Raw genomic sequence first — 19743 nt, forward strand, 5'->3', positions numbered from 1 at the left:
GCAACCGGCTTCACAGCCGGAACTCTTCGCCGAGGTAAAGACGCCTGACGTCCGGGTCGTTGACGATGTCTTCCGGCGTCCCCTCGGTCAGGATCTCGCCCGCATAGACAATGTAAGCACGGTCGGTAAGGCCGAGCGTTTCGCGGACGTTGTGATCGGTGATCAGAACGCCGATGCCGCGATTGGTGAGATGTCGCACCAGATCCTGGATGTCGCCGACCGCGATCGGATCGATGCCGGCGAACGGCTCGTCGAGCAGCATGTAGTTCGGTCGGCTCGCGAGCGCGCGGGCGATTTCGACGCGGCGGCGCTCGCCGCCGGACAGCGCGATCGACGGCGATTTGCGCAACCGCTCGATGTTGAATTCCTGCAGCAGATTGTCGAGCTGGGACTCGCGCTTGCGCTTGTCCGGTTCGACCGATTCCAGCACCGCACGGATGTTCTGTTCGACCGTGAGGCCGCGGAAGATCGAGGCTTCCTGCGGCAGGTAACCGATCCCGAGACGGGCGCGCTGATACATCGGTAGCTTGGTGACGTCGTGGCCGTCGAGTTCGATCGCGCCGTTGTCGGCCTTGATCAGTCCGGTGATCATGTAGAACACCGTGGTTTTGCCGGCGCCGTTCGGGCCGAGCAGGCCGACCGCTTCGCCGCGGCGGACATAGATGCTGACACCGCGCACGATCTTGCGGGTGCCGAAGCTCTTCTCGACACTGTGAACTGCCAGATAGCCGGATGGTGTCGGTGTCGCGGCCCGGGGTGCGCTCGCCTGTCGGGTCGGGGCCGTGGTCTGACGTGGAGCGGCGGCCGTCGGCGTTCTCTGCTGAGCCGCATACGCATCGCTGCGCGCGACCGGCGGGGCGTCGCGGACCGGCGCGGTCAGCAGATCGCCGACCTCGTCGCCGAGTCCGGTGATATCGGTTCGTGCGCCTGCAAACCCGGAAGCCTTCGGGCCGCGCCGACGGAACATGCCGCGAAGATCCACCATGCCGCTATCGAACCTGCCCAGTGACGCACCATGCCACCGTCATACGGGTGGCGCCGCAGCCGGTGCCGCGTGCCGGCACCACGGCGTTGTGGCGTTGCGACAGGGGCAAGGCTTCCCAATCGCTGTTACAGGCCTGCGGCATCCGGTTCAACATCGGTGCCCGCCGATCGTCGCGCCGGGTCACTTCGGCTTGCCCGAACCGGTCGGCGGCCCGAGTGGAAGCGGGCCGCCGCCATTTGTCCCCGACGATTGAAACAGGCCCTGGACCCGACCGCTGTCGGATTCCACCCGCGACACGCCGGTGGTCATGTCGACCATCAGCCGATCGCCGCGCACCACGTTGCGGGCCTGGGTCAGCACCACATTGCCGGTCATCGTCACGAGGTTGGTCTTGGTCTCGAACACCGCCTTGTCGCCGGTGACGACCTGGTCTTTCTGGGTGACGACAACATGGCCCTTGGCCTCGAGCCGCCGGATCGACGAGGCGCCGTCCGGCCCCGGCGCGGCCGCTGCCATCGGCTTGCCTTTGGCTCCCTTGGCCGGCGCCTGATCCTGATCGTAGAACACCACCAGGGTCTGCGAAGTCATCGTGGTGTCGCCCTGCACCACTTTGACGTTGCCGGAGAAGGTCGCTTCCTTCTTCTTGTCGCGCACTTCCAGCGTGTCGGATTCGATCTGGATCGGCTTGTCGCGGTTCTGCGAGAAGCCCTGCATCGCATTCGGCACGCCCTGCACGGCGCTCTGCGCCGCCGCCGGTTGCGGCCCCAGGGCCGACACGGCGATCATCGCGGCGCAAACCGCGGCGAGCGTGCCGCGGCGCGAACGGGGAAGGGCGGCAATTCTCATTGTCGGGCTCACCTCGCGGGGGCGCGCTGGCCGGAAACGGGAGCCGGCCGTTTGGCCGGGGCGGGAGGCGGGGCGGGCTGCGCCACAGGATCCGCGGCTGGCTCGGCCAGCGCTGCATTGTCGAGGTTCATCACCACGCCGCCCTCGAACCGGATCAGGTCGCCCTTTTCGGTGATGCGCATCCGCTGGCCGCGCAGCGTGCCGCCCTCCCATTTGACGTCAACCGGCGCGTCGGAGGTGACCGTGCCCTGACCCATGTCGACGTCAGCCTGCGTCATCCATGCCTCGGTGCCGGAGGAATTGTGCAGATAGACGTCCTTGTTGAGCTTCAGAAGCTGCGCCTTGGTCTGGAACTGCCCCTCGCGGGCCTCGATCACCACGGTCGACTGATCTTCGGACTGCACCTTGGCCCGCAGCGTGTGCAGGTCGACGTGATCCTGGCTGGTTAGATCCTGGGTGGCCGAGCGTGCCCACATTTCATAGGGGCGGCCATCATTGGTGAATCCGGCCATATGCGGCGATTCCATCGTGATCTTGGTGCCGGAGACCACCAGGTCGCCGATGTCGAGCGGCAGATTCGTCAGGTAGCGGAACGGGTTGAAGATCGAGATCGCGACGATCACCGCCATCGACAGCACCACCACCAGCGGCACCGCGACCCGCAGGGTTCGCACCAAGCGGCTGTGGCGCGCCGCTGCTGCGAAACGCGCCTCCATTCCGGCCTGATAGGACGACATTTCGACCGCCGTCACCGCTGCTCCCGAAGTTGTCTTGCGTCAGTTACGGAGCCTCGCACTCATGGTTTGGAGTGCCGCCGCCGGGTGCCGCCTCCAGTCTGCGACACATCCTTAAGCTAGTCTTAATTGCCCCGTCACGGGAGGGCCACGCCGGCCGATCGGACCGAGGGGCCCATCAGGCCGAGGAGTATGACCGAAACACGGCGCGCGATCGCGGAACACGGCTCTGAGCCCGTCCGCAATGCGTCCTGCCGGTTACGAGTGAGCGAAAATGTCCTCTTCGCTCCAGCCATCGAGGTCGAGCCGGGCGCGCACCGGGAGGAAGCCGAAGCAGGCCGCCGCCAGATCGGTGCGGCCTTCGCGTGCCAGCATGGTGTCGAGTTTGTCGCGCAGCGCATGCAGGTGCAGCACGTCGGAGGCGGCGTAGGCAAGCTGGGCGTCGCTGAGCGACTCGGCGCCCCAGTCGCTGGATTGCTGCTGCTTCGACAGGTCGATGCCGAGCAGTTCGCGCACCAGGTCCTTCAAGCCATGCCGGTCGGTGTAGGTGCGGGTCAGGCGCGAGGCGATCTTGGTGCAGTACACCGGCTGCGGCATCACGCCGAACGCCTTGTACAGCGCTGCCAGATCGAATCGGGCGAAGTGAAAGATCTTCACCACGGCCGGATCGCCGAGCAACTTCTTCAGGTTCGGCGCATCGGTCGCCCCTAGCGGGATCTGCACCACGTCGGCGCTGCCGTCGCCATTCGACAATTGCACCACGCACAGCCGGTCGCGATGCGGATGCAGCCCCATCGTTTCGGTGTCGATCGCCACCGAATGCGTATAGCGGGAAAGATCCGGCAGGTCGCCGCGATGCAGGCGGATCGTCATATGTCGCAAACCCTTGGCCATGGAAAAGGGCACCGAACGCCCCGAATCGGCCGCCAAACCTATCGCCCCGACCCGCGCGACGCGAGGGGCGGCGCCACCTCGCGGTGGACGTCTCGACCGATGACTTTGTAAGGAGATGCCGATGCGAGGAGAAGGGCGTGGGCAATGGTGCCCAGGAGAGGACTCGAACCTCCACGGTGTTACCCACTGGTACCTGAAACCAGCGCGTCTACCAATTCCGCCACCTGGGCCCGGGGCGCTTGATAGGGAGGCGTTACGGAAAAGTCAAATGCCTTCCGCTGACCAAATCCGCTGTACAGCGAAAGGTTGATGGCGTAACGCGAAACCGCCAGAATGTCCGCGAATTCCCGGACGTCAAAAGACGCTCCTCCGCGATCAGGATCAGCCCGCATGACTTCGAATCTCGACACGCTCGTCACGGTTTTCGGTGGCTCCGGCTTCCTCGGTCGGCACATCGTCAGTGCGCTGGCGCGGCGTGACTACCGGATTCGGGTCGCAGTGCGGCGGCCGGAGCTCGCCGGCCATCTGCAGCCGCTCGGCCGGGTCGGGCAGATCCACGCCGTGCAGGCGAATCTGCGTTATCCCGAATCGGTCGCGGCAGCGATGCGCGGTGCGCATGTGGCCATCAATCTGGTCGGCATCCTCGCCGAGGGCGGTGCGCAGAAATTCGATGCGGTGCAGGGCAACGGCGCCGCCTCGGTGGCGCAGGCGGCGGCTTCGGTCGGTGCCCGCATGGTGCACGTCTCGGCGATCGGGGCCGATCCGGATTCGCCGGCGCGTTATGCCCGCAGCAAGGCCGCCGGCGAGCGCGCCGTGCACGAAGCGGTGCCGCAGGCGACGATCTTCCGGCCCTCGGTGGTGTTCGGGCCGGAAGACCAGTTCACCAACCGATTCGCCGCGCTGGCGCGGATGTCGCCGGTGCTGCCGCTGGTCGGCGCCGACACCAAGTTGCAGCCGGTCTATGTCGGCGATGTCGCGACCGCGATCGCCGATGCGGTCGATGGGCTCGCCAGACCGGGCGCCGTTTACGAGCTCGGCGGTCCCGAAGTACTGACGATGCGCGAGATCATGCGCATCATCCTCCAAATCACCGACCGCAAGCCGCTGCTGCTGCCGTTGCCGTTCGGCCTCGCCAGCCTGCAGGCGATGCTGCTGCAATTCGCTCCGGGGGCCTTCAAGCTGACGCCGGATCAGGTGAGGATGCTGGAAGTCGACAACGTGGTATCCGAAGCCGCCACCAAGGCTGGCCTGACCCTCCAGGGTCTCGGCATCCAGCCCGATTCGATGCAGGCGGTCGTGCCGTCCTATCTGTGGCGGTTCCGCAAGACCGGGCAATTCGCGCGCAAGACCGCGTGAGCAAATCGTAACGCGGCGTCTTCGGGCGCCGCATTTCGGCTCCGAGAGCCGATCGCTACATCCCGAGCGCCAGCGCGATCAGGCCGAGCGTGCCGACGATCACGCGCCACCACGCGAACAGCTCGAAGCCGTGGCGGGTGACGTAGGTCAGGAAGGTCTTCACCACGATGATCGCGGTGATGAACGACACCACGAAACCGATCGCCACGATGGTGAGATTGTCGAAGGTCATCTCGCCGCGGCTCTTGTAGAGATCGTACACGAAGGCGCCCAGCATCGTCGGAATCGCCAGGAAGAATGAGAACTCGGCCGCTGAGCGCTTGTCGGTGCCGAGCAACATCGCCGCGACGATGCTGGCGCCGGACCGTGACACGCCGGGGATCATCGCGGTGCATTGCGCGCAGCCGATATAGAAATAGGTTCGCAGCGGGAACGCCGTCGCGTCGTGATAGCGCGGCTTCAGCTCGAGCTGGTCGACCCACAACAGGATCGCACCGCCGACGATCAGCGAGAAACACACCACCCACGGATTGAAAAGGAAGTGCTTGATGTAGCCGCCGGCTGCGGCGCCGATCACCGCGGCGGGTAAAAACGCCAGCAGCACCCCGATCACGAACCGACGCGCGGCGGGATCGCTGAACATCCCGAGCGCGATTCGCCACAATTTCACGAAATACAGCGCCAGAATCGCCAGGATCGCACCGAGCTGAATCAGCACGGCGAAGGACTTCCAGAAATCGCCTTCGCCGAGATTGAAGAACCGTCCTGCCAGCAACAGATGGCCCGTAGATGACACCGGCAAGAATTCGGTCACACCCTCGATGATCCCGAGAATGACGGCTCTGATGATATCGGTGAGCATGGAATCGTCCGCTGAAAGGGATCGGTCGTCCGCGAGGCTGGACCTTGTGGCCTATTCCCCACCATGCCGCAACGGCAAAAATCCGACCTTCGGTGCCTTGCCTCGCCGCAGCATGCGACTAGGTTGGCGCCCGCACGAAGGGCGTGTCCGGCGCGATCCGCCACGGTTTGTTAAGCTCTTCGAAACTATCTAGGTCAGCATGTACACCCTCTTCCACCACCCGTTCTGCCCGTTGTCGCGGTTCATCCGCCTTGCGCTCGGGGAACATGGTCTCGATCTCAGATTGGTGGAGGAACGGTCCTGGGAGCGTCGAACCGCGTTCCTGGCGCTGAACCCGGCTGGAACCACGCCGGTGCTGGTCGCGGAGGGGCGGCCGCCGGTTCCCGGCGCCGGAGTGATCACGGAGTTTCTCGACGAGGTGCACGGCCCCGAGCTCGGTGATCGCCGGCTGCTGCCGCAGTCCACCGCAGAGCGTATCGAGGTGCGGCGGCTGCTGTCGTGGTTCAACGACAAGTTCTTCGAGGAAGCCTCCGGCCCGCTGATGACCGAGCGGATCTACAAGCGCTTCATGAGCGAAGAAGATGGCGGCGGTCCGCCGGCGATGGACGTGATCCGTGCCGCCAACGCCAATGTGCGCTACCATCTCGCCTATATCGGCTGGCTGGCGCGCACCCGGAACTTTCTCGCCGGGGATCGCATGACTTACGCAGACCTCGCCGCAGCCGCGCATCTGTCGGCGATCGACTATCTGGGCGACGTGCCATGGATCGAGGACGAGGCGGCAAAGGCCTGGTACGCACGGATCAAGTCACGCCCGTCGTTCCGTCCGCTGCTGAGCGAATGGCTGGCGGGGGTGCCGGCGTCGCGCACCTACGTGGATCTGGATTTCTGAGCCCCGCTGCCGGCCCCTCGGAGTCGCGAATAGGCGGCGCTGCTTGGCGCGCGCAGCTCGCCGATCAGGCTTACGCTCTCGGTTTCGATGCCTTCGGCGTCTGCGCCCCCGATTCGATTCCGGAAGCTCCGGCGCGTCTGCGCGCCTTTCTCGACGCCGGCTATCACGGCGAGATGGCCTGGCTTGCCGATCGCCCTGAACGGCGGTCCGATCCCCGGGTGATGTGGGGCGAGGTTCAAAGCGTCATCCTGCTCGGCTTCAATTATGGTCCGGATGTCGACCCGCGCGGTGTGCTGACGCAGAAGGATCGCGCTGCGATCTCGGTCTATGCGCAAGGCGACGATTATCACGACGTGATCAAGGCCCGGCTGAAGCAGTTCGCGCGCTGGCTGGTCGCCACTGCCGGCGGTGACGTGAAGGTGTTCATCGATACTGCCGCGGTGATGGAAAAGCCGCTGGCGCAGGCCGCAGGTCTCGGCTGGCAGGGCAAACACACCAATCTGGTGTCGACTGGCCGCGGCTCCTGGATGTTTCTCGGCGCGGTGTTCACCACGCTCGATCTGCCGCGGGACGCGGCCGAGCACGATCATTGCGGCTCGTGCCGCGCCTGCCTTGATGCCTGCCCGACCGCCGCGTTTCCGGCGCCGTACCGGCTCGATGCCCGGCGCTGCATCTCGTATCTGACGATCGAGCACAAAGGTCCGATCCCGCGCGAATTCCGCGCCCGTCTCGGCAACCGGATCTACGGCTGCGACGACTGCCTCGCCGCCTGTCCGTGGAACAAGTTCGCCCAGGCCGGGCGCGAGGCCAAGCTCGCCGCCCGCGACGGCTTGCGCGCACCGGCCCTCGCCGAGCTGGTGCGTCTCGATGACCCGTTGTTCCGGGCGCTGTTCACCAAATCGCCGGTCAAGCGCATCGGACGTGATCGCTTCATCCGCAACGTGCTGATCGCAATCGGCAATTCGGGGGACAGCGGGGTGGCGGCAGACGCCGAGCGGCTGCTCGCCGACCCCAATCCGGTGATCCGCGGGGCGGCGGTGTGGGCGCTGGCGCAGCTTCTACCGCCTGACCAGTTCGCGGCACTGAATGCGGCACATCTCGCCGACGAGGCGGATGAGGGGGTGCGGACGGAATGGGACGCCGTCAGCTAATCTCCTCGACCGCCGCCAGCATCCGGGTGATGTCCTGCGGGCGGCTGAGACGGTGGTCGCCGTCCTGGATCATGGTCAGCACCACATCGTCGGTCGGCAATCGTTCGGCCAGTTCGAAGGCGTGGCGCCACGGCACGTCTTCGTCCTGCTTGCCTTGCAGGATGCGCACCGGGCAGCCGACCTCGATCATGCCGCCGAGCACGAGATGATTGCGGCCGTCTTCGATCAGCGCTCTGGTGATCGGATATGGTTCGCCGTACTCGGAGGGCCGAAGCCACACCCCCCTGGTCTCGATCTCGGCGCGGATCTCGGGCGAAAACCCCTTCCACATCAACGCTTCGGTGAAGTCCGGTGCCGGCGCGATCAGCACCAGCCCGGCCAGATTCGCGGCCGCCTCGCCCCCGCGGCGGCGCAGTGCGCGCGCCAGCAGCAGCGCCATCCAGCCTCCCATCGAGGAGCCGACCACGATCTGCGGGCCGCGGCAGAACGCGTCGAACACCGCCAGGCTCTCTTCGAGCCAGCGGCCGATCGTGCCCTCGGCGAAAACGCCTGACGACTCGCCGTGGCCGGAATAGTCGAACCGGACGCAAGCCCTGCCCCGGGCTTCGGCCCATTGGTCGAGGGCGGACGCCTTGGTCCCGGTCATGTCGGAGTTGAATCCGCCGAGCCAGAACAGGCCGGGGGAGGCGCCTGGTCGGGCACGGACCGCGATTTGGCGCGCCGCGCCACCGTCGCCGACGGTGACGAACTCCGGTTCGGTGACGGAAGAATTTGTCATGGATCAACAACCTCGTTGCCCGGTTGGTTTGCAGTACGCACCGAGGCGTCGTCAATGCCGGGCGCCTTAACGTGGCGGAGCGTGGTATGACGGGCCGCGCGGCGAAGTGTCCGATTTCGGTTATGCGGAAGTCGGCTTGCCGGCAGGCGGTTCTTCCGCCACACTGCGCACGGATCAGAAGGGCATTGACCCGTTATCGACGCGCGGGATGGTTTTGCATCCGGTCGCGCTTCGACCTATATGAAGTGCGTGATCCGATTAGCAGCCGTTCTGCCTCGATCCATCGTTCGCCGTCAACGTTCACAAGTGTGGAGAAGCACCCATTCGCCGCCCCAACAGAGCGCCGCCCCCCGTAGCCAAGGACGGGCCGCGCACCAACGATGAAATCCGCAATTTCGAGATCCAGCTTATCGACCAGACCGGTGTGAACCAGGGCAAGGTCGAGACCATTGTCGCGATCAAGATGGCAATGGATGCAGGCATGGATCTGGTGGAGATTTCGCCGACCTCGTCGCCGCCGGTCTGCAAGATCATGGACTACGGCAAGTACAAGTATTCGGCGCAGAAGAAGGCCGCCGAGGCGCGCAAAAAGCAGAAGATCGTCGAGATCAAGGAGATCAAGCTCCGCCCGATGATCGACGATCACGACTACGACGTGAAGATGAAGGCGATGCTGCGCTTCTTCGAGGAAGGCGACAAGGTCAAGATTACCTTGCGCTATCGGGGACGCGAGATGGCTCACCAGGAGATCGGCACCAAGCTGCTCGAAAAGGTGAAGAACGATGTCGCCGAAATCGCGAAAGTCGAGCAGGACGCCCGCTTCGAAGGCCGACAGGTCGTGATGGTGCTGGCGCCGCGCTGACGCGGATCCGGGTTTCGATTTCAGAGCGAAAAAGGGCCCGCCGGTCGATCTGGCGGGCCTTTTTCCTTGGGGCGGTCTGTTGCGCGTGCTGCCCAGTTCCGAGTCTGCCCGGCTGCCGCCTGGAGCTCCGGCTTTACACGTTGCCAATCGGCCTCCGCTCTGCCATAAGCGCAGCCTTCGTCGCCCGGCTGATCAAGGGCTGCCGTGGCGATGGCCGTGTCGATCGCTCCATTTTCGGGGTTTGTCGCACAATTTCAACGCTCTAACGAGCATGTCCGCCGCCGCAGAGCGCCCTCGGGGCGCTTTTCGCGCGTGGCAAAGGAGAGCCAAATGCCCAAGTTGAAGACCAAATCGGGCGCCAAAAAGCGCTTCAAAGTCACCGCCACCGGCAAGGTGGTGTCCGCCCAGCGCGGCAAGCGCCACGGCATGATCAAGCGCACCAAGAAGCAGATCCGCCAGCTTCGCGGCACCCGCGTGATCTTCAAGACCGACGGCGACAACATCAAGAAGTACTTCTTGCCGAACGCCTGACCGTTCTGGCCGCGCATGCGCGCGGCAACCTCATCATCGAGCCGCGTCCGCGCGGCCAAGCAACACCCAATTCAGATGAAGGAGATCAGTCATGGCTCGCGTCAAACGCGGTGTGACGGCTCACGCCAAGCATAAGAAGGTCTACAAGCTCGCCAAGGGCTATCGCGGTCGCCGCAAGAACACGATCCGCACCGCCAAGGCCGCCGTCGACAAGGCCGGTCAGTACGCGTTCCGGGATCGCAAGCGCAAGAAGCGGACGTTCCGCGCGCTGTGGATCCAGCGCCTCAATGCCGCGGTGCGCCCGCTCGGCATGACCTACAGTGTGTTCATCAACGGCCTCGCCAAGTCCGGCATCGTCGTCGACCGCAAGGTGCTGTCCGACCTCGCGATCAACGAGCCGGCGGCGTTCCAGGCGATCGCCGAGAAGGCCAAGGCTGCGCTCGCAGCCTGAGGCCCGCCACCGGGTTGATCGTCATCGCCGGACTTGATCCGGCGATCCATCTTTCAAGCGCGATGGATGCCCGGGTCACGCCCGGGCATGACTACATTGGGGAGTGGCTTCGCCATGTCGAACCTTCAAGACCTCCAATCCCAAATCCTCGCCGACATCGCCGCCGCCTCCGACGAGGCCGCGCTGGAAGCGGTCCGCGTCGGAGCGCTCGGCAAGAAGGGCTCGATCTCGGCGCTGCTCGCCACGCTCGGCAAGATGGACCCCGAGCAGCGCAAGACAGAAGGTGCGGCGATCAACCTTGCCAAGGACGCGGTGACGCAAGCGCTGGCCGCCCGCCGCGACGTGCTGAAGGCCGCCGCGCTCGACGCCAAGCTCGCGGCCGAAACGATCGATGTCACGCTGCCGATGCGTGAGCCGTCGGCCGAAGCCGGCCGGCTGCATCCGCTCAGTCAGGTCTGGGACGAACTCACCGCGATCTTCGCCGACATGGGCTTTGCGATCGCCGAAGGTCCGGACATCGAGACCGACGACTACAACTTCACCAAGCTGAACTTCCCCGAAGGCCATCCGGCCCGGGAGATGCACGACACCTTCTATTTCAACCCGAAGGAAGACGGCTCGCGCCTCTTGCTCCGTACCCACACCTCGCCGGTGCAGGTGCGGACCATGCTGAGCCAGAAGCCGCCGATCCGTGTGATCTGTCCCGGCCGCACCTATCGCAGCGACAGTGACCAGACCCACACGCCGATGTTCCATCAGGTCGAAGGGCTGGTGATCGACAAGGGGAGCCATCTCGGCCACCTGAAGTGGATCCTGCACGAGTTCTGCAAGGCGTTCTTCGAGGTCGACAACGTCAACATGCGGTCCCGGCCGTCGTTCTTCCCGTTCACCGAGCCGTCGCTGGAGGTCGATATCCAGTGCCGCCGCGGCAAGGACGAGATTCGGTTCGGCGAGGGCGAAGACTGGCTTGAGATTCTCGGCTGCGGCATGGTGCACCCCAACGTGCTCACCGCCTGCGGCCTCGATCCGGACGAGTATCAGGGCTTCGCCTGGGGCATGGGCATCGATCGCATCGCGATGCTGAAATACGGCATGAGCGACCTGCGGCAGTTGTTCGAAGCCGACGTGCGCTGGCTCAATCACTACGGCTTCAAGCCGCTCGACATCCCGACGCTGGCGGGGGGATTGAGTTCGTGAGGTTGCGTCGAGTCTCCCACGGGGACTCGGTGGCGCAAGCCGCGGATTAGGCTGAGAGGATAATTTCAATGATGAATGGTGCCTTATCGGCTTCAATTCTCAACTTTGCATCTCAGCACCAAAGCGAACTTATTTCGTTCTCTCTGACGCTTCTGTCTGCCCTCTTGTTCTTTATTTTTCGAGCGCGGGTAAAGCTTGTATGGGGACGTGCAAACAATAACTTCTTTCGCGTCAAGACCAATCCGCCGCCGCAGCCGAATTCTCCTGAGCAAGCTCAGAATTCGCTGGTCGGTCCCTCTGCGCCCTCCTATGTGAGTCTCTACAGCGAAAAGCACTACGTCCAAAATTCGGGTAGAGTTCCTGCACGAGACGTCAATGTAATCTTCTCGAACAAGCCGGACTCAATTTCGATCTGGCAAGACAGGAAGTTCGACGAGTTCTCTTTGGAGAATGGTTCGTATTTGGTGTCCATTCCAAGTATCGCCCCGCACGAGCTTGTCATTATCGATTCGCTGTGGGTCACCCCAAATCATGGTGAGGTGCGTGGTGTTCGTTGTGCCGATGCTCAAGGTCGTCGCGTTGAGTTTTGGGTTACGCGCAATTTTGGACGCGCATTCAATATTGTAGCCCTTGTTCTCACCATCCTTGGAATTTACTACGCTCTAGTGTTGGTCCTGAAAGTCGTGATGGGATAAAATGAAACTCACCCTCTCCTGGCTGAAAGATCATCTCGACACCGACGAGCCGCTCGAGAAGCTCGCCGATAAGCTCACCATGATCGGGCTCGAAGTCGAGGGCATCGAAGACAAGGCCAAGGCGCTGGCGCCGTTCACCATCGCCAAGGTGCTGACCGCCGAGAAACATCCCAACGCCGACAAGCTGCAGGTCTGCACCGTCGACGTCGGTGACGGCGGCGCACCGGTGCAGGTGGTGTGCGGTGCGCCGAACGCGCGCGCCGGTCTCGTCACCGTGTTCGCGGCGCCGGGCACCTACATCCCGGCGAAGGATTTCACGCTCGGTATCGGCAATATTCGCGGCGTCGAGAGCCGCGGCATGTTGTGCTCGGCCGCCGAATTGCAGATCTCCGACGACCACGACGGCATCATCGAGTTGCCGGCCGATGCGCCGGTCGGCGCCGCCTATGCGGCCTGGGCCGGGCTCGGCGATCCGGTGCTGGATATCAACCTGACGCCGAACCGGCAGGACTGCGCCGGCGTGCACGGCATCGCGCGCGATCTCGCCGCCGCCGACATGGGCAAGTTCAAGGATCCCGCCATCAAGCCGGTCAAGGGCGAATTCCCGTGCCCGGTCAGCGTCACCGTCGAAGACAGCAAGCTGTGCCCCGGCTTCGCGCTGCGGCTGGTGAAGGGCGTCAAGAACGGCCCGTCGCCGGAATGGCTGCAGAAGCGTCTGACCGCGATCGGCCTGCGCCCGATCAACGCGCTGGTCGACATCACCAACTACCTGACGTTCGATCGCTCGCGCCCGCTGCATGTGTTCGACGCCGCCAAGGTGAAGGGCAATCTGGTGGTGCGCCGCGCTCACGATGGCGAGACGCTGCTGGCGCTCGACGGCCGCACCTACTCGCTGGATTCGTCGGTCTGCGTCATCGCCGACGATCACGGCGTCGAGTCGCTCGCCGGTATCATGGGCGGTGAGCTGTCAGGCTGCTCGGCCGACACCACCGATGTGCTGATCGAATCGGCTCTGTGGAACGAGATCAACATCGCGCAAAGCGGCCGCAAGCTCGGCATCAACACCGATGCGCGCTACCGCTTCGAGCGCGGCGTCGATCCGGCCTTCATGCTGCCGGGGCTCGAACTCGCCACTAAGCTGGTGATGGAGTTCTGTGGCGGCACGCCGTCCGAGGTCGTGGTGGTCGGCAATCCGTTCGCCGACGACAAGATTATCGACTTCCCGCTCGCCGAGGTGAAGCGGCTTGCCGGCATCGAAGTGCCGCTGGTCGAGGTTCGTCGCATCCTGACCCGTCTCGGCTTCGTGGTCGCCGGCCAGGGACCGGTGGTGAAGGTCGCAGTGCCTTCGTGGCGCAGCGACGTTCACGGCAAGGCGGACCTCGTCGAAGAAGTCGTTCGCATCGTGGGCGTCGACAAGGTGCCGCTGACGCCGTTCGAGCGTGGCGATGCTCCGCGCAAGCCGGTGCTCACCCAGATCCAGAACCGCACCCGCCGCGCCAAGCGCGCGCTGGCGGCCCGCGGCCTGACCGAAGCGGTGACGTGGTCGTTCATTTCCAAGCCGTTCGCCGAAGCGTTCGGCGGCGGCCAGCCGGAACTGGCTCTGGCCAATCCGATCGCATCCGATCTGTCCGACATGCGGCCGAGCCTGTTGCCCGGGCTGATTGCTGCCGCGCAGGCCAACGCCGATCGTGGCTCGCCCGATCTGGCGCTGTTCGAGGTCGGGCAGGTGTTCAAGGGCGACCGGCCGCAGGACCAGTTTATGGCCGCCAGCGGTGTCCGCCGCGGCGTCGCCTCTTCCGCAGGCATTGGCCGGCATTGGTCGGGCTCGGCGCAGGCGACCGCGCTGGACGCCAAGGCCGATGCGTTCGCGGTGCTGGCTGCGGCCGGCGCACCGATGGCGGGTCTGCAGATCGCGACGGGCAAGCTGCCGGCCTGGCTGCATCCGGGCCGCTCCGGCGCGATCCAGATCGGGCCGCAGAACGTGCTTGGTTACTTCGGCGAATTGCATCCGCGGGTGCTCGAACAGCTCGGTGCCGACGGTCCGCTGGTGGCGTTCGAAGTGATGCTGGAGAAGATCCCCGATCCGAAGCAGCGGCCGACCCGCGCCAAGCCGGCGCTGGAATTGTCCGCGTTCCACCCGGTGTCGCGCGACTTCGCCTTCATTGTCGATCGTAAGGTCGGGGTGGCCGACATCGTCCGTGCCGCGCAGGGCGTCGACAAGAAGCTGATCACATCGGTCAGCGTGTTCGACGTCTATGAGGGCAAGGGCATCGACCCCGACAAGAAGTCGGTGGCGATCGCGGTGACGCTGCAGCCGCGCGACAAGACCATGACCGATCAGGAGATCGAGGCGGTCGCGGCCAAGATCGTGGCGGAAGTCACCAAGAAGACCGGCGGCAGCCTGCGCGGCTGAGGTCGCTCAGCGCCACCACGACGGCGTGCCGCTCGCGGTGGCGGGCGGGCGCTGCTCGCGCTGACGCTGCGGTTCGCGCCGCGGCTTCTGTTTGCGTGCGGGCTTCTCCGGTGCGGGCTCCTTGACGGCGCCGATTTTTTTCAGCGCAGCGTCGGCGGCGCGTTCGCCGGACTCCCAGGCGCCCTGCACCGTGCCGAACAGCGTTTCGTGGGTCGCTTCACCGGCAAAGAACAGATTGCCGAGTGGCTCGCCCAGCACCTTGCGCGACGGCTGGCCGCCGGGCTCCGCCGCCGACATCGCGCCCATCACGTAAGGCATCTCGTTCCAGCGCGTCACCGCCTTGCGTTCGACGGCGCCGGCGATGTCGCTGCCGAACAGCTTGCCGAGCCATTCGATCGCGAAATCCTGCATCGCGGCTTCGCCCTGCGCGGCGAGCTGGCGCCCGAACGAGCCGGCGACGTCGACGGTGCACAGCGAGGTGCCGCCGATATTGCCCACCAGCGTCGCGGTGCGGATGTCGTCGGCGCGTTCGATGATGGTCTCGTCGCGTGACAGCCCGAGCGGGTTACCTTTGAATTGCAGCGCGACGCGATCGGTGCTGCCGAGGCTCAGGCGAGCGGCGGCGTCGAGCTGTCGTTTCGGCAGTTCGGGGGAGAACGCCAGATTGCCCGAGGTCAGCACATTGGTCGACGCGGTGACGATGATGGCGCGCGCGCCGATCCGGCCGGCTGTGGTTTCGACCGCGAGGTCGCGCCCGCTCCACACGATTCGTTTGACCGGCGTCGACAGCGCAATCGGCAGTGAGGATGCGAGCTGAGTCAGCAGGCTGCCGACGCCCTGCGGGCAGCCGAGCAGAGCGGTGCGGTCCAGCGTCCGCGCGGTGTCCATCGCCGACAGCGCGCGCAGGTCCTTACTGGTTGTCGCGGGGCCCAGCACATATTCGATCGTCGCCGCCCAATCGCCGAGATCTTTCGGTAGCGCCGCGGCGCAGGAGATGTCGGTCTTGCCGCGCGACGCCTCGCTGATGGCGCGGCTGGCACGGACGAAGGCCGCGAGAAAATCCTCGGTCTCGCGCGAGCGGGCGTTGCGGCGACCGATCCTGACCTTCTGGCCGGGGGCGACCGGCGTCACCGCGAAGCCGGAGCTGCGCGCCAGCCGGACCAGCGGGTTACTGTCGGGATTGTGCAGCCAGCGCGCGCCGCGGTCGAACGGCGCTGCGAAGCTTGTGGTATCGGTCACGCAGCGACCGCCGATCTCCGAGGCGGCCTCGACCACGATCACCTTGCGGCCGGCCGCCACGAGCCGCCGTGCCGCCGCGATCCCGGCGGCGCCGGCGCCGACCACAACGACCTCCGCCTCGCGCGGCAGAGCGGCGTTCGCCCGCCCCCCCAACACGGGCAGCAATGCGAGGCCGGCAGTGGCGCCGAGCAGCCCCTCGAGCAGGCTGCGTCGCGAAATCGTCATGGCATGGTTTCCGAAAACTTGGCGGCAGAGGGGACGATCGACCTGCGCGGCTTCCGGTGGTCGGCGTGGCGAATGTCCCGAGGGGCGACGGCAAGGCATCTCGCGACTGTGATCAATGTGTTGAACTCCGTCGCGTTTTGCGTCGTCCGTCGACTGGTTTGGCGGTGCCGCAGGGCCGGTCGACCCGGTCAGCTTGCCGGAATCGTTTCCGGCCGGCAACCGTTCGTGGTGAACGATGCGTAACCGTGCGGGGAACCAAGTGAACCAAACTGCAACGGCTTTTCTCGACGATCAGCGACGAACGCGATGTGACGATGTCGCAACAATGATCCTGCAGGAACGTAGCAATGGGTGTGGTGCTCGAGACGATCGGCAAGCTGATCGCCAGCTATTTGCAGAAGGAAGAGCCGGGCTACGAGCCGTTCACCCCGAGCGATCCCGACCATCTGCGCAGCATCATGCAGCCCGGCGACGTTCTGCTGGTCGAGGGCAACAGCCGGATCGCCGGCATCATCAAGTATCTGACGCAATCGACCTGGTCGCACGCTGCGGTCTATGTCGGGCCGATCGACGGCGTCGCGGAGCCGGATGGCGAGCCGCATGTCCTGGTCGAGGCCAATATCGGCGAGGGCGTCAGTTCGTCGCCGCTGTCGCGCCATCTGGCCTATCACACCCGGGTGTGCCGCCCGGTCGGCCTGTCCTATGAGGACCGTCACACGGTGTGCCGCTACGCCATCAATCGGATCGGCTTCGGCTACGACACCAAGAACATCCTCGACCTGATGCGCTATCTGGTGCCGCTGCCTCTGCCGCAGCGCTGGCGCCGCCGGATGATCGCGCTCGGCTCCGGCGACCCGACCAAGATCATCTGTTCGGCCCTGATCGCCCAGGCATTCGAGGCGGTGCGCTATCCGATCCTGCCGAAGATCACCAGGGCGGGCAGCCGGGCGGCCCGCCGCGAGATCCTGCACATCCGGCATTCGTCGCTGTACATGCCGCGCGACTTCGACATCTCGCCGTATTTCGAGGTGGTGAAGCCGACCATCGTCAACGGCTTCGACTACACGGCGCTGCATTGGGCCGACAAACCGAAACCGGCCGCGGACAATGACGGTCATTTCGCGCCGCCGTTGGATGATACCGAAGCGGCGCCGTCGCTGACGCCGCAAATCGCCGAGGCTGAGGCGGATTTCGATCTCGCCGGCTCGCCGAAGCTCGCTGCAGGGGGCTGAACATCGGCCTTGCGATCAGCGGCCGTCGCACCAGCCATTGCGATGCCCCCCTCCATAGGTGCGAGCGTAGCCGCCGTCGAGCAGCGCGCTCGACACATTGGCGGTGCGTTTGGTGGCGACGTTCGCCACGACACGGCCCTGATATTTGTCGGGTCCGATGTTGTAGATCGTGACCTCGCCCTCGGCGAGCAGCCGGCGAAGCGCCTCGGCGGCGGCCGTGGCCATTCTGGCTTCCTGAGCGCACTGCGCCTTCAGCTCTGGTGCATCAATGCCGCGCAGCCGCACGCGTGTCCGCAGCGCTTGCCCCGGCCACAGAAATACCCGCGCATCGAAGGTGTCGCCGTCGATCGTATACAGCACCTCGACCGGATGCCGGACGGTCGGATTGCCGGCCCGCCGCCACACCGTCTCGCTGTCGTTGTCGACAGCCTCTGATTCCGGGGCCTTCGACCAGGGCAGATGCAGCCAATGCCGAGCCGGCAGCATCGTACCGGCCGCGACCCCAAGCACGAATATCCACGGCCACAGCCGGCTACGCCAGGGCAACCGCGAAATCCGAACCGGATTCGTTCTCGGATATCGGGACATATGCCTACGACAATCTGAGTCGGGAGGATCCGCCGGAACCGGCTGCAGTCATCGATTGCGTATCGTCCAGCGTCTTGCGGGCCTCAGAAATCCGATGCGATGCCTTTGACTTCCCAGTCGCCGTAGCGGGTGGGCTCGGGACCCTTCGGACCCTGGACTTCCTTGGCGCGCGCTTCGGCGTGGCGGGCGGCCTCGACGCGGCGGGCTTCGGCTTCGGCGAGGGCGCGCTTGGCCGCTTCGGGGAGATCCTTACGCGGCGGGGCGGCATCCGTCGGGGCGGACTTCGGATCGGGTTGTGTCATCGGCTGACGCCTTTCTTCATCGCGCAGGGCGCAGGCCACCGTCGTCGCAAGGCGCGGGGGCGATTCTTACATTTGGCATATTCGAATGCCATCCACGGCAGACCAGCGCGCGGCCTCGCGCGGCGTCTCTCCTCCTGCTGTGATACCCTCAATCCATGCCTGCTCCAAGATTCGCCCAAGCTTCCGAGGTGCCCGGCCTCGCTGCGCGCCGCATTGCCGCGGACATTCTTGACGGCGTGCTGCAGAAGCGCCGCATGCTCGACGACCAGCTCGAAGGCCCGGCTGCGCATCCGGGCCTGAAGACGCTGTCGGATCGCGACCGTGCACTGATGCGCCGGCTGGTCGCCACGATCCTGCGCCGGCTCGGAACGCTGGAAGGTCTGCTGGCCAGGTTGCTCGACCGCGGTGTGCCGACCGATGCGCCGCGCGCCAAGAGCGCTCTTTTGATCGGCGCGGCGCAAATCCTCTGGATGGACGTGCCGGATCATGCTGCCGTCGATCTGTCGGTGCGGCTGGTGCAATCCGACCGTCGCGCCGCCAAATATGCCGGTCTCGTCAACGCCGTGCTGCGCCGCTGCGCGCGCGAAGCCCAGCCGTTGGTCGAGGAACTGGCGGCCGGCACGCCCGACGTGCCGCAATGGCTGCTGGCGCGCTGGAGCGCGCACTATGGCGCAGAAACCGCGCGGGCGATCGCGCAGGCGATCAGCCACGAGCCGTCGCTCGACCTGACGGTTAAATCCGAAGCTGCGCATTGGGCCGCGCGGCTCCACGGCGAGGTGCTGCCGACCGGCACCGTGCGCACGCTGCTGCAGGGGTCGGTGCGGATGCTGCCGGGCTTTGATGAAGGCCAGTGGTGGGTGCAGGACGCAGCCGCGGCACTGCCGGCAAGGCTGTTCGGGGATATCACCGGCAAGAGCGTCGCCGACCTTTGTGCCGCGCCCGGCGGCAAGACGGCGCAGCTCGCTGCCGCCGGTGCCCGGGTCACCGCGATCGATCGCTCGCCGGCACGAGTCGCGCGGCTGCGCGAAAATCTGGCGCGGCTGTCGCTCGAGGTCGAAACCGGCGTCGCCGATGCGGCCGAATGGCGGGGCGATGCGACCGCCGAGTTCGACGCGGTGCTGATCGACGCGCCGTGCGCCTCGACCGGCACGATCCGGCGGCATCCCGACGTTGCTTGGCTGAAGCAGGAGAGCGACATCGGCGCGCTCGCCGCGGTTCAGAATCGGCTGTTGAAGAAGGCGGCGTCGCTGCTGCGGCCCGGCGGTACGCTGGTTTATTGCACCTGTTCGCTCGAGCCGGAGGAGGGCGAACAGGCGATCGCCGCGCTGCTCGCCGCCGAGCCGTCGATGCGGCGGCAGCCGATCGATCCGGCCGAAGTCGCAGGCCTCACCGAAATCGTCACCGCAGACGGCGCGTTGCGCACCCTGCCGTGCCACCTGCCGCACAGTGATCCGCGGCTTGCGGGGCTCGACGGCTTCTATGCCGCGCGGCTGATGAAGTCGTTGTAATT

20 protein-coding genes and 1 tRNA gene are annotated in these 19743 nt (G+C 65.6%); 11 read left to right on the plus strand and 10 right to left on the minus strand.

Features of this window, described 5'->3' with window-relative positions; all coding sequences use genetic code 11:
• Positions 1-10: 10 nt before the first annotated feature.
• The 5 genes from lptB to FLL57_RS22545 all read right to left on the minus strand — a co-directional run bounded on the left by lptB (position 11) and on the right by FLL57_RS22545 (position 3689).
• Complete coding sequence (lptB, locus tag FLL57_RS22525; RefSeq protein ID WP_142884066.1) at positions 11-985, minus strand: LPS export ABC transporter ATP-binding protein; 975 nt, start codon at positions 983-985, stop codon at positions 11-13.
• Positions 986-1165: 180 nt separating this feature from the next.
• On the minus strand, positions 1166-1831 hold the full coding sequence (locus FLL57_RS22530; protein ID WP_047307631.1) for an LptA/OstA family protein: 666 nt from the start codon (positions 1829-1831) through the stop codon (positions 1166-1168).
• A gap of 8 nt (positions 1832-1839) precedes the next feature.
• Positions 1840-2583: an LPS export ABC transporter periplasmic protein LptC gene (gene lptC / locus FLL57_RS22535; protein WP_047307630.1), complete on the minus strand. Its 744-nt coding sequence runs from the start codon at positions 2581-2583 to the stop codon at positions 1840-1842.
• A 240-nt stretch (positions 2584-2823) separates the two neighbouring features.
• Positions 2824-3438 (minus strand): ribonuclease D, encoded by a 615-nt coding sequence (locus FLL57_RS22540; RefSeq protein WP_041806909.1) that lies wholly within the window; start codon positions 3436-3438, stop codon positions 2824-2826.
• Between the two features lie 166 nt (positions 3439-3604).
• Positions 3605-3689: transfer RNA gene (locus FLL57_RS22545), tRNA-Leu, on the minus strand.
• A 160-nt stretch (positions 3690-3849) separates the two neighbouring features.
• On the opposite strand from FLL57_RS22545, the gene FLL57_RS22550 reads away from it, so the two are divergent.
• Complete coding sequence (locus FLL57_RS22550) at positions 3850-4815, plus strand: complex I NDUFA9 subunit family protein (RefSeq protein WP_013499892.1); 966 nt, start codon at positions 3850-3852, stop codon at positions 4813-4815.
• Positions 4816-4870: 55 nt separating this feature from the next.
• Here the strand turns inward: FLL57_RS22550 and FLL57_RS22555 are convergent, their stop codons facing one another.
• Positions 4871-5677, minus strand: coding sequence for an undecaprenyl-diphosphate phosphatase (locus FLL57_RS22555; RefSeq protein ID WP_013499891.1), 807 nt, complete (start codon positions 5675-5677; stop codon positions 4871-4873).
• 199 nt (positions 5678-5876) lie between these two features.
• On the opposite strand from FLL57_RS22555, the gene FLL57_RS22560 reads away from it, so the two are divergent.
• Together FLL57_RS22560 and queG are read left to right on the plus strand one after the other, a co-directional pair.
• Positions 5877-6569, plus strand: a complete 693-nt coding sequence (locus FLL57_RS22560) for a glutathione S-transferase family protein (protein WP_013499890.1) — start codon at positions 5877-5879, stop codon at positions 6567-6569.
• The gene (queG, locus tag FLL57_RS22565) at positions 6518-7720 is read left to right on the plus strand and encodes a tRNA epoxyqueuosine(34) reductase QueG (protein ID WP_142884067.1); all 1203 of its coding nucleotides are present in this window, start codon (positions 6518-6520) and stop codon (positions 7718-7720) included. Before FLL57_RS22560 ends, queG begins: the two co-directional genes overlap by 52 nt.
• Here queG and FLL57_RS22570 read toward each other — a convergent pair.
• On the minus strand, positions 7713-8498 hold the full coding sequence (locus FLL57_RS22570; protein WP_047307627.1) for an alpha/beta hydrolase: 786 nt from the start codon (positions 8496-8498) through the stop codon (positions 7713-7715). The two genes, queG and FLL57_RS22570, sit on opposite strands and share 8 nt — an antisense overlap.
• A 322-nt stretch (positions 8499-8820) precedes the next feature.
• On the opposite strand from FLL57_RS22570, the gene infC reads away from it, so the two are divergent.
• From infC to pheT, 6 genes are all read left to right on the plus strand, one after another.
• Positions 8821-9360 (plus strand): translation initiation factor IF-3, encoded by a 540-nt coding sequence (gene infC, locus FLL57_RS22575; RefSeq protein WP_013499887.1) that lies wholly within the window; start codon positions 8821-8823, stop codon positions 9358-9360.
• Between the two features lie 330 nt (positions 9361-9690).
• Complete coding sequence (gene rpmI, locus FLL57_RS22580) at positions 9691-9891, plus strand: 50S ribosomal protein L35 (RefSeq protein WP_013499886.1); 201 nt, start codon at positions 9691-9693, stop codon at positions 9889-9891.
• Between the two features lie 91 nt (positions 9892-9982).
• Positions 9983-10342: a 50S ribosomal protein L20 gene (gene rplT / locus FLL57_RS22585; RefSeq protein WP_114356651.1), complete on the plus strand. Its 360-nt coding sequence runs from the start codon at positions 9983-9985 to the stop codon at positions 10340-10342.
• Between the two features lie 114 nt (positions 10343-10456).
• Positions 10457-11539 (plus strand): phenylalanine--tRNA ligase subunit alpha, encoded by a 1083-nt coding sequence (gene pheS, locus FLL57_RS22590; RefSeq protein ID WP_142884068.1) that lies wholly within the window; start codon positions 10457-10459, stop codon positions 11537-11539.
• Positions 11540-11607: 68 nt separating this feature from the next.
• On the plus strand, positions 11608-12234 hold the full coding sequence (locus FLL57_RS22595) for a hypothetical protein (protein ID WP_142884069.1): 627 nt from the start codon (positions 11608-11610) through the stop codon (positions 12232-12234).
• Between the two features lies 1 nt (position 12235).
• A complete protein-coding gene (pheT, locus tag FLL57_RS22600; protein ID WP_142884070.1) occupies positions 12236-14647 on the plus strand; it encodes a phenylalanine--tRNA ligase subunit beta in 2412 nt (803 codons plus the stop codon).
• 6 nt (positions 14648-14653) lie between these two features.
• Here the strand turns inward: pheT and FLL57_RS22605 are convergent, their stop codons facing one another.
• On the minus strand, positions 14654-16111 hold the full coding sequence (locus FLL57_RS22605; RefSeq protein ID WP_142884071.1) for a flavin monoamine oxidase family protein: 1458 nt from the start codon (positions 16109-16111) through the stop codon (positions 14654-14656).
• 347 nt (positions 16112-16458) lie between these two features.
• On the opposite strand from FLL57_RS22605, the gene FLL57_RS22610 reads away from it, so the two are divergent.
• Positions 16459-17343 carry a YiiX/YebB-like N1pC/P60 family cysteine hydrolase gene (locus tag FLL57_RS22610; protein WP_013499881.1) on the plus strand — a complete coding sequence of 295 codons (885 nt, stop codon included), beginning with the start codon at positions 16459-16461 and terminating at the stop codon, positions 17341-17343.
• Positions 17344-17358: 15 nt separating this feature from the next.
• Here the strand turns inward: FLL57_RS22610 and FLL57_RS22615 are convergent, their stop codons facing one another.
• Together FLL57_RS22615 and FLL57_RS22620 are read right to left on the minus strand one after the other, a co-directional pair.
• Positions 17359-17931 (minus strand): thermonuclease family protein, encoded by a 573-nt coding sequence (locus tag FLL57_RS22615; protein ID WP_142884072.1) that lies wholly within the window; start codon positions 17929-17931, stop codon positions 17359-17361.
• Positions 17932-18014: 83 nt separating this feature from the next.
• Entirely contained in the window at positions 18015-18233 is a 219-nt protein-coding gene (locus FLL57_RS22620) for a DUF1674 domain-containing protein (protein WP_013499879.1), read from the minus strand.
• Between the two features lie 155 nt (positions 18234-18388).
• Between FLL57_RS22620 and FLL57_RS22625 the strand changes: the two genes are divergently transcribed.
• Complete coding sequence (locus FLL57_RS22625; RefSeq protein WP_047307885.1) at positions 18389-19741, plus strand: RsmB/NOP family class I SAM-dependent RNA methyltransferase; 1353 nt, start codon at positions 18389-18391, stop codon at positions 19739-19741.
• Positions 19742-19743: the final 2 nt, after the last annotated feature.

The sequence above is a fragment of the Rhodopseudomonas palustris genome (assembly GCF_007005445.1).
GTDB classification, from domain to species: domain Bacteria; phylum Pseudomonadota; class Alphaproteobacteria; order Rhizobiales; family Xanthobacteraceae; genus Rhodopseudomonas; species Rhodopseudomonas palustris_G.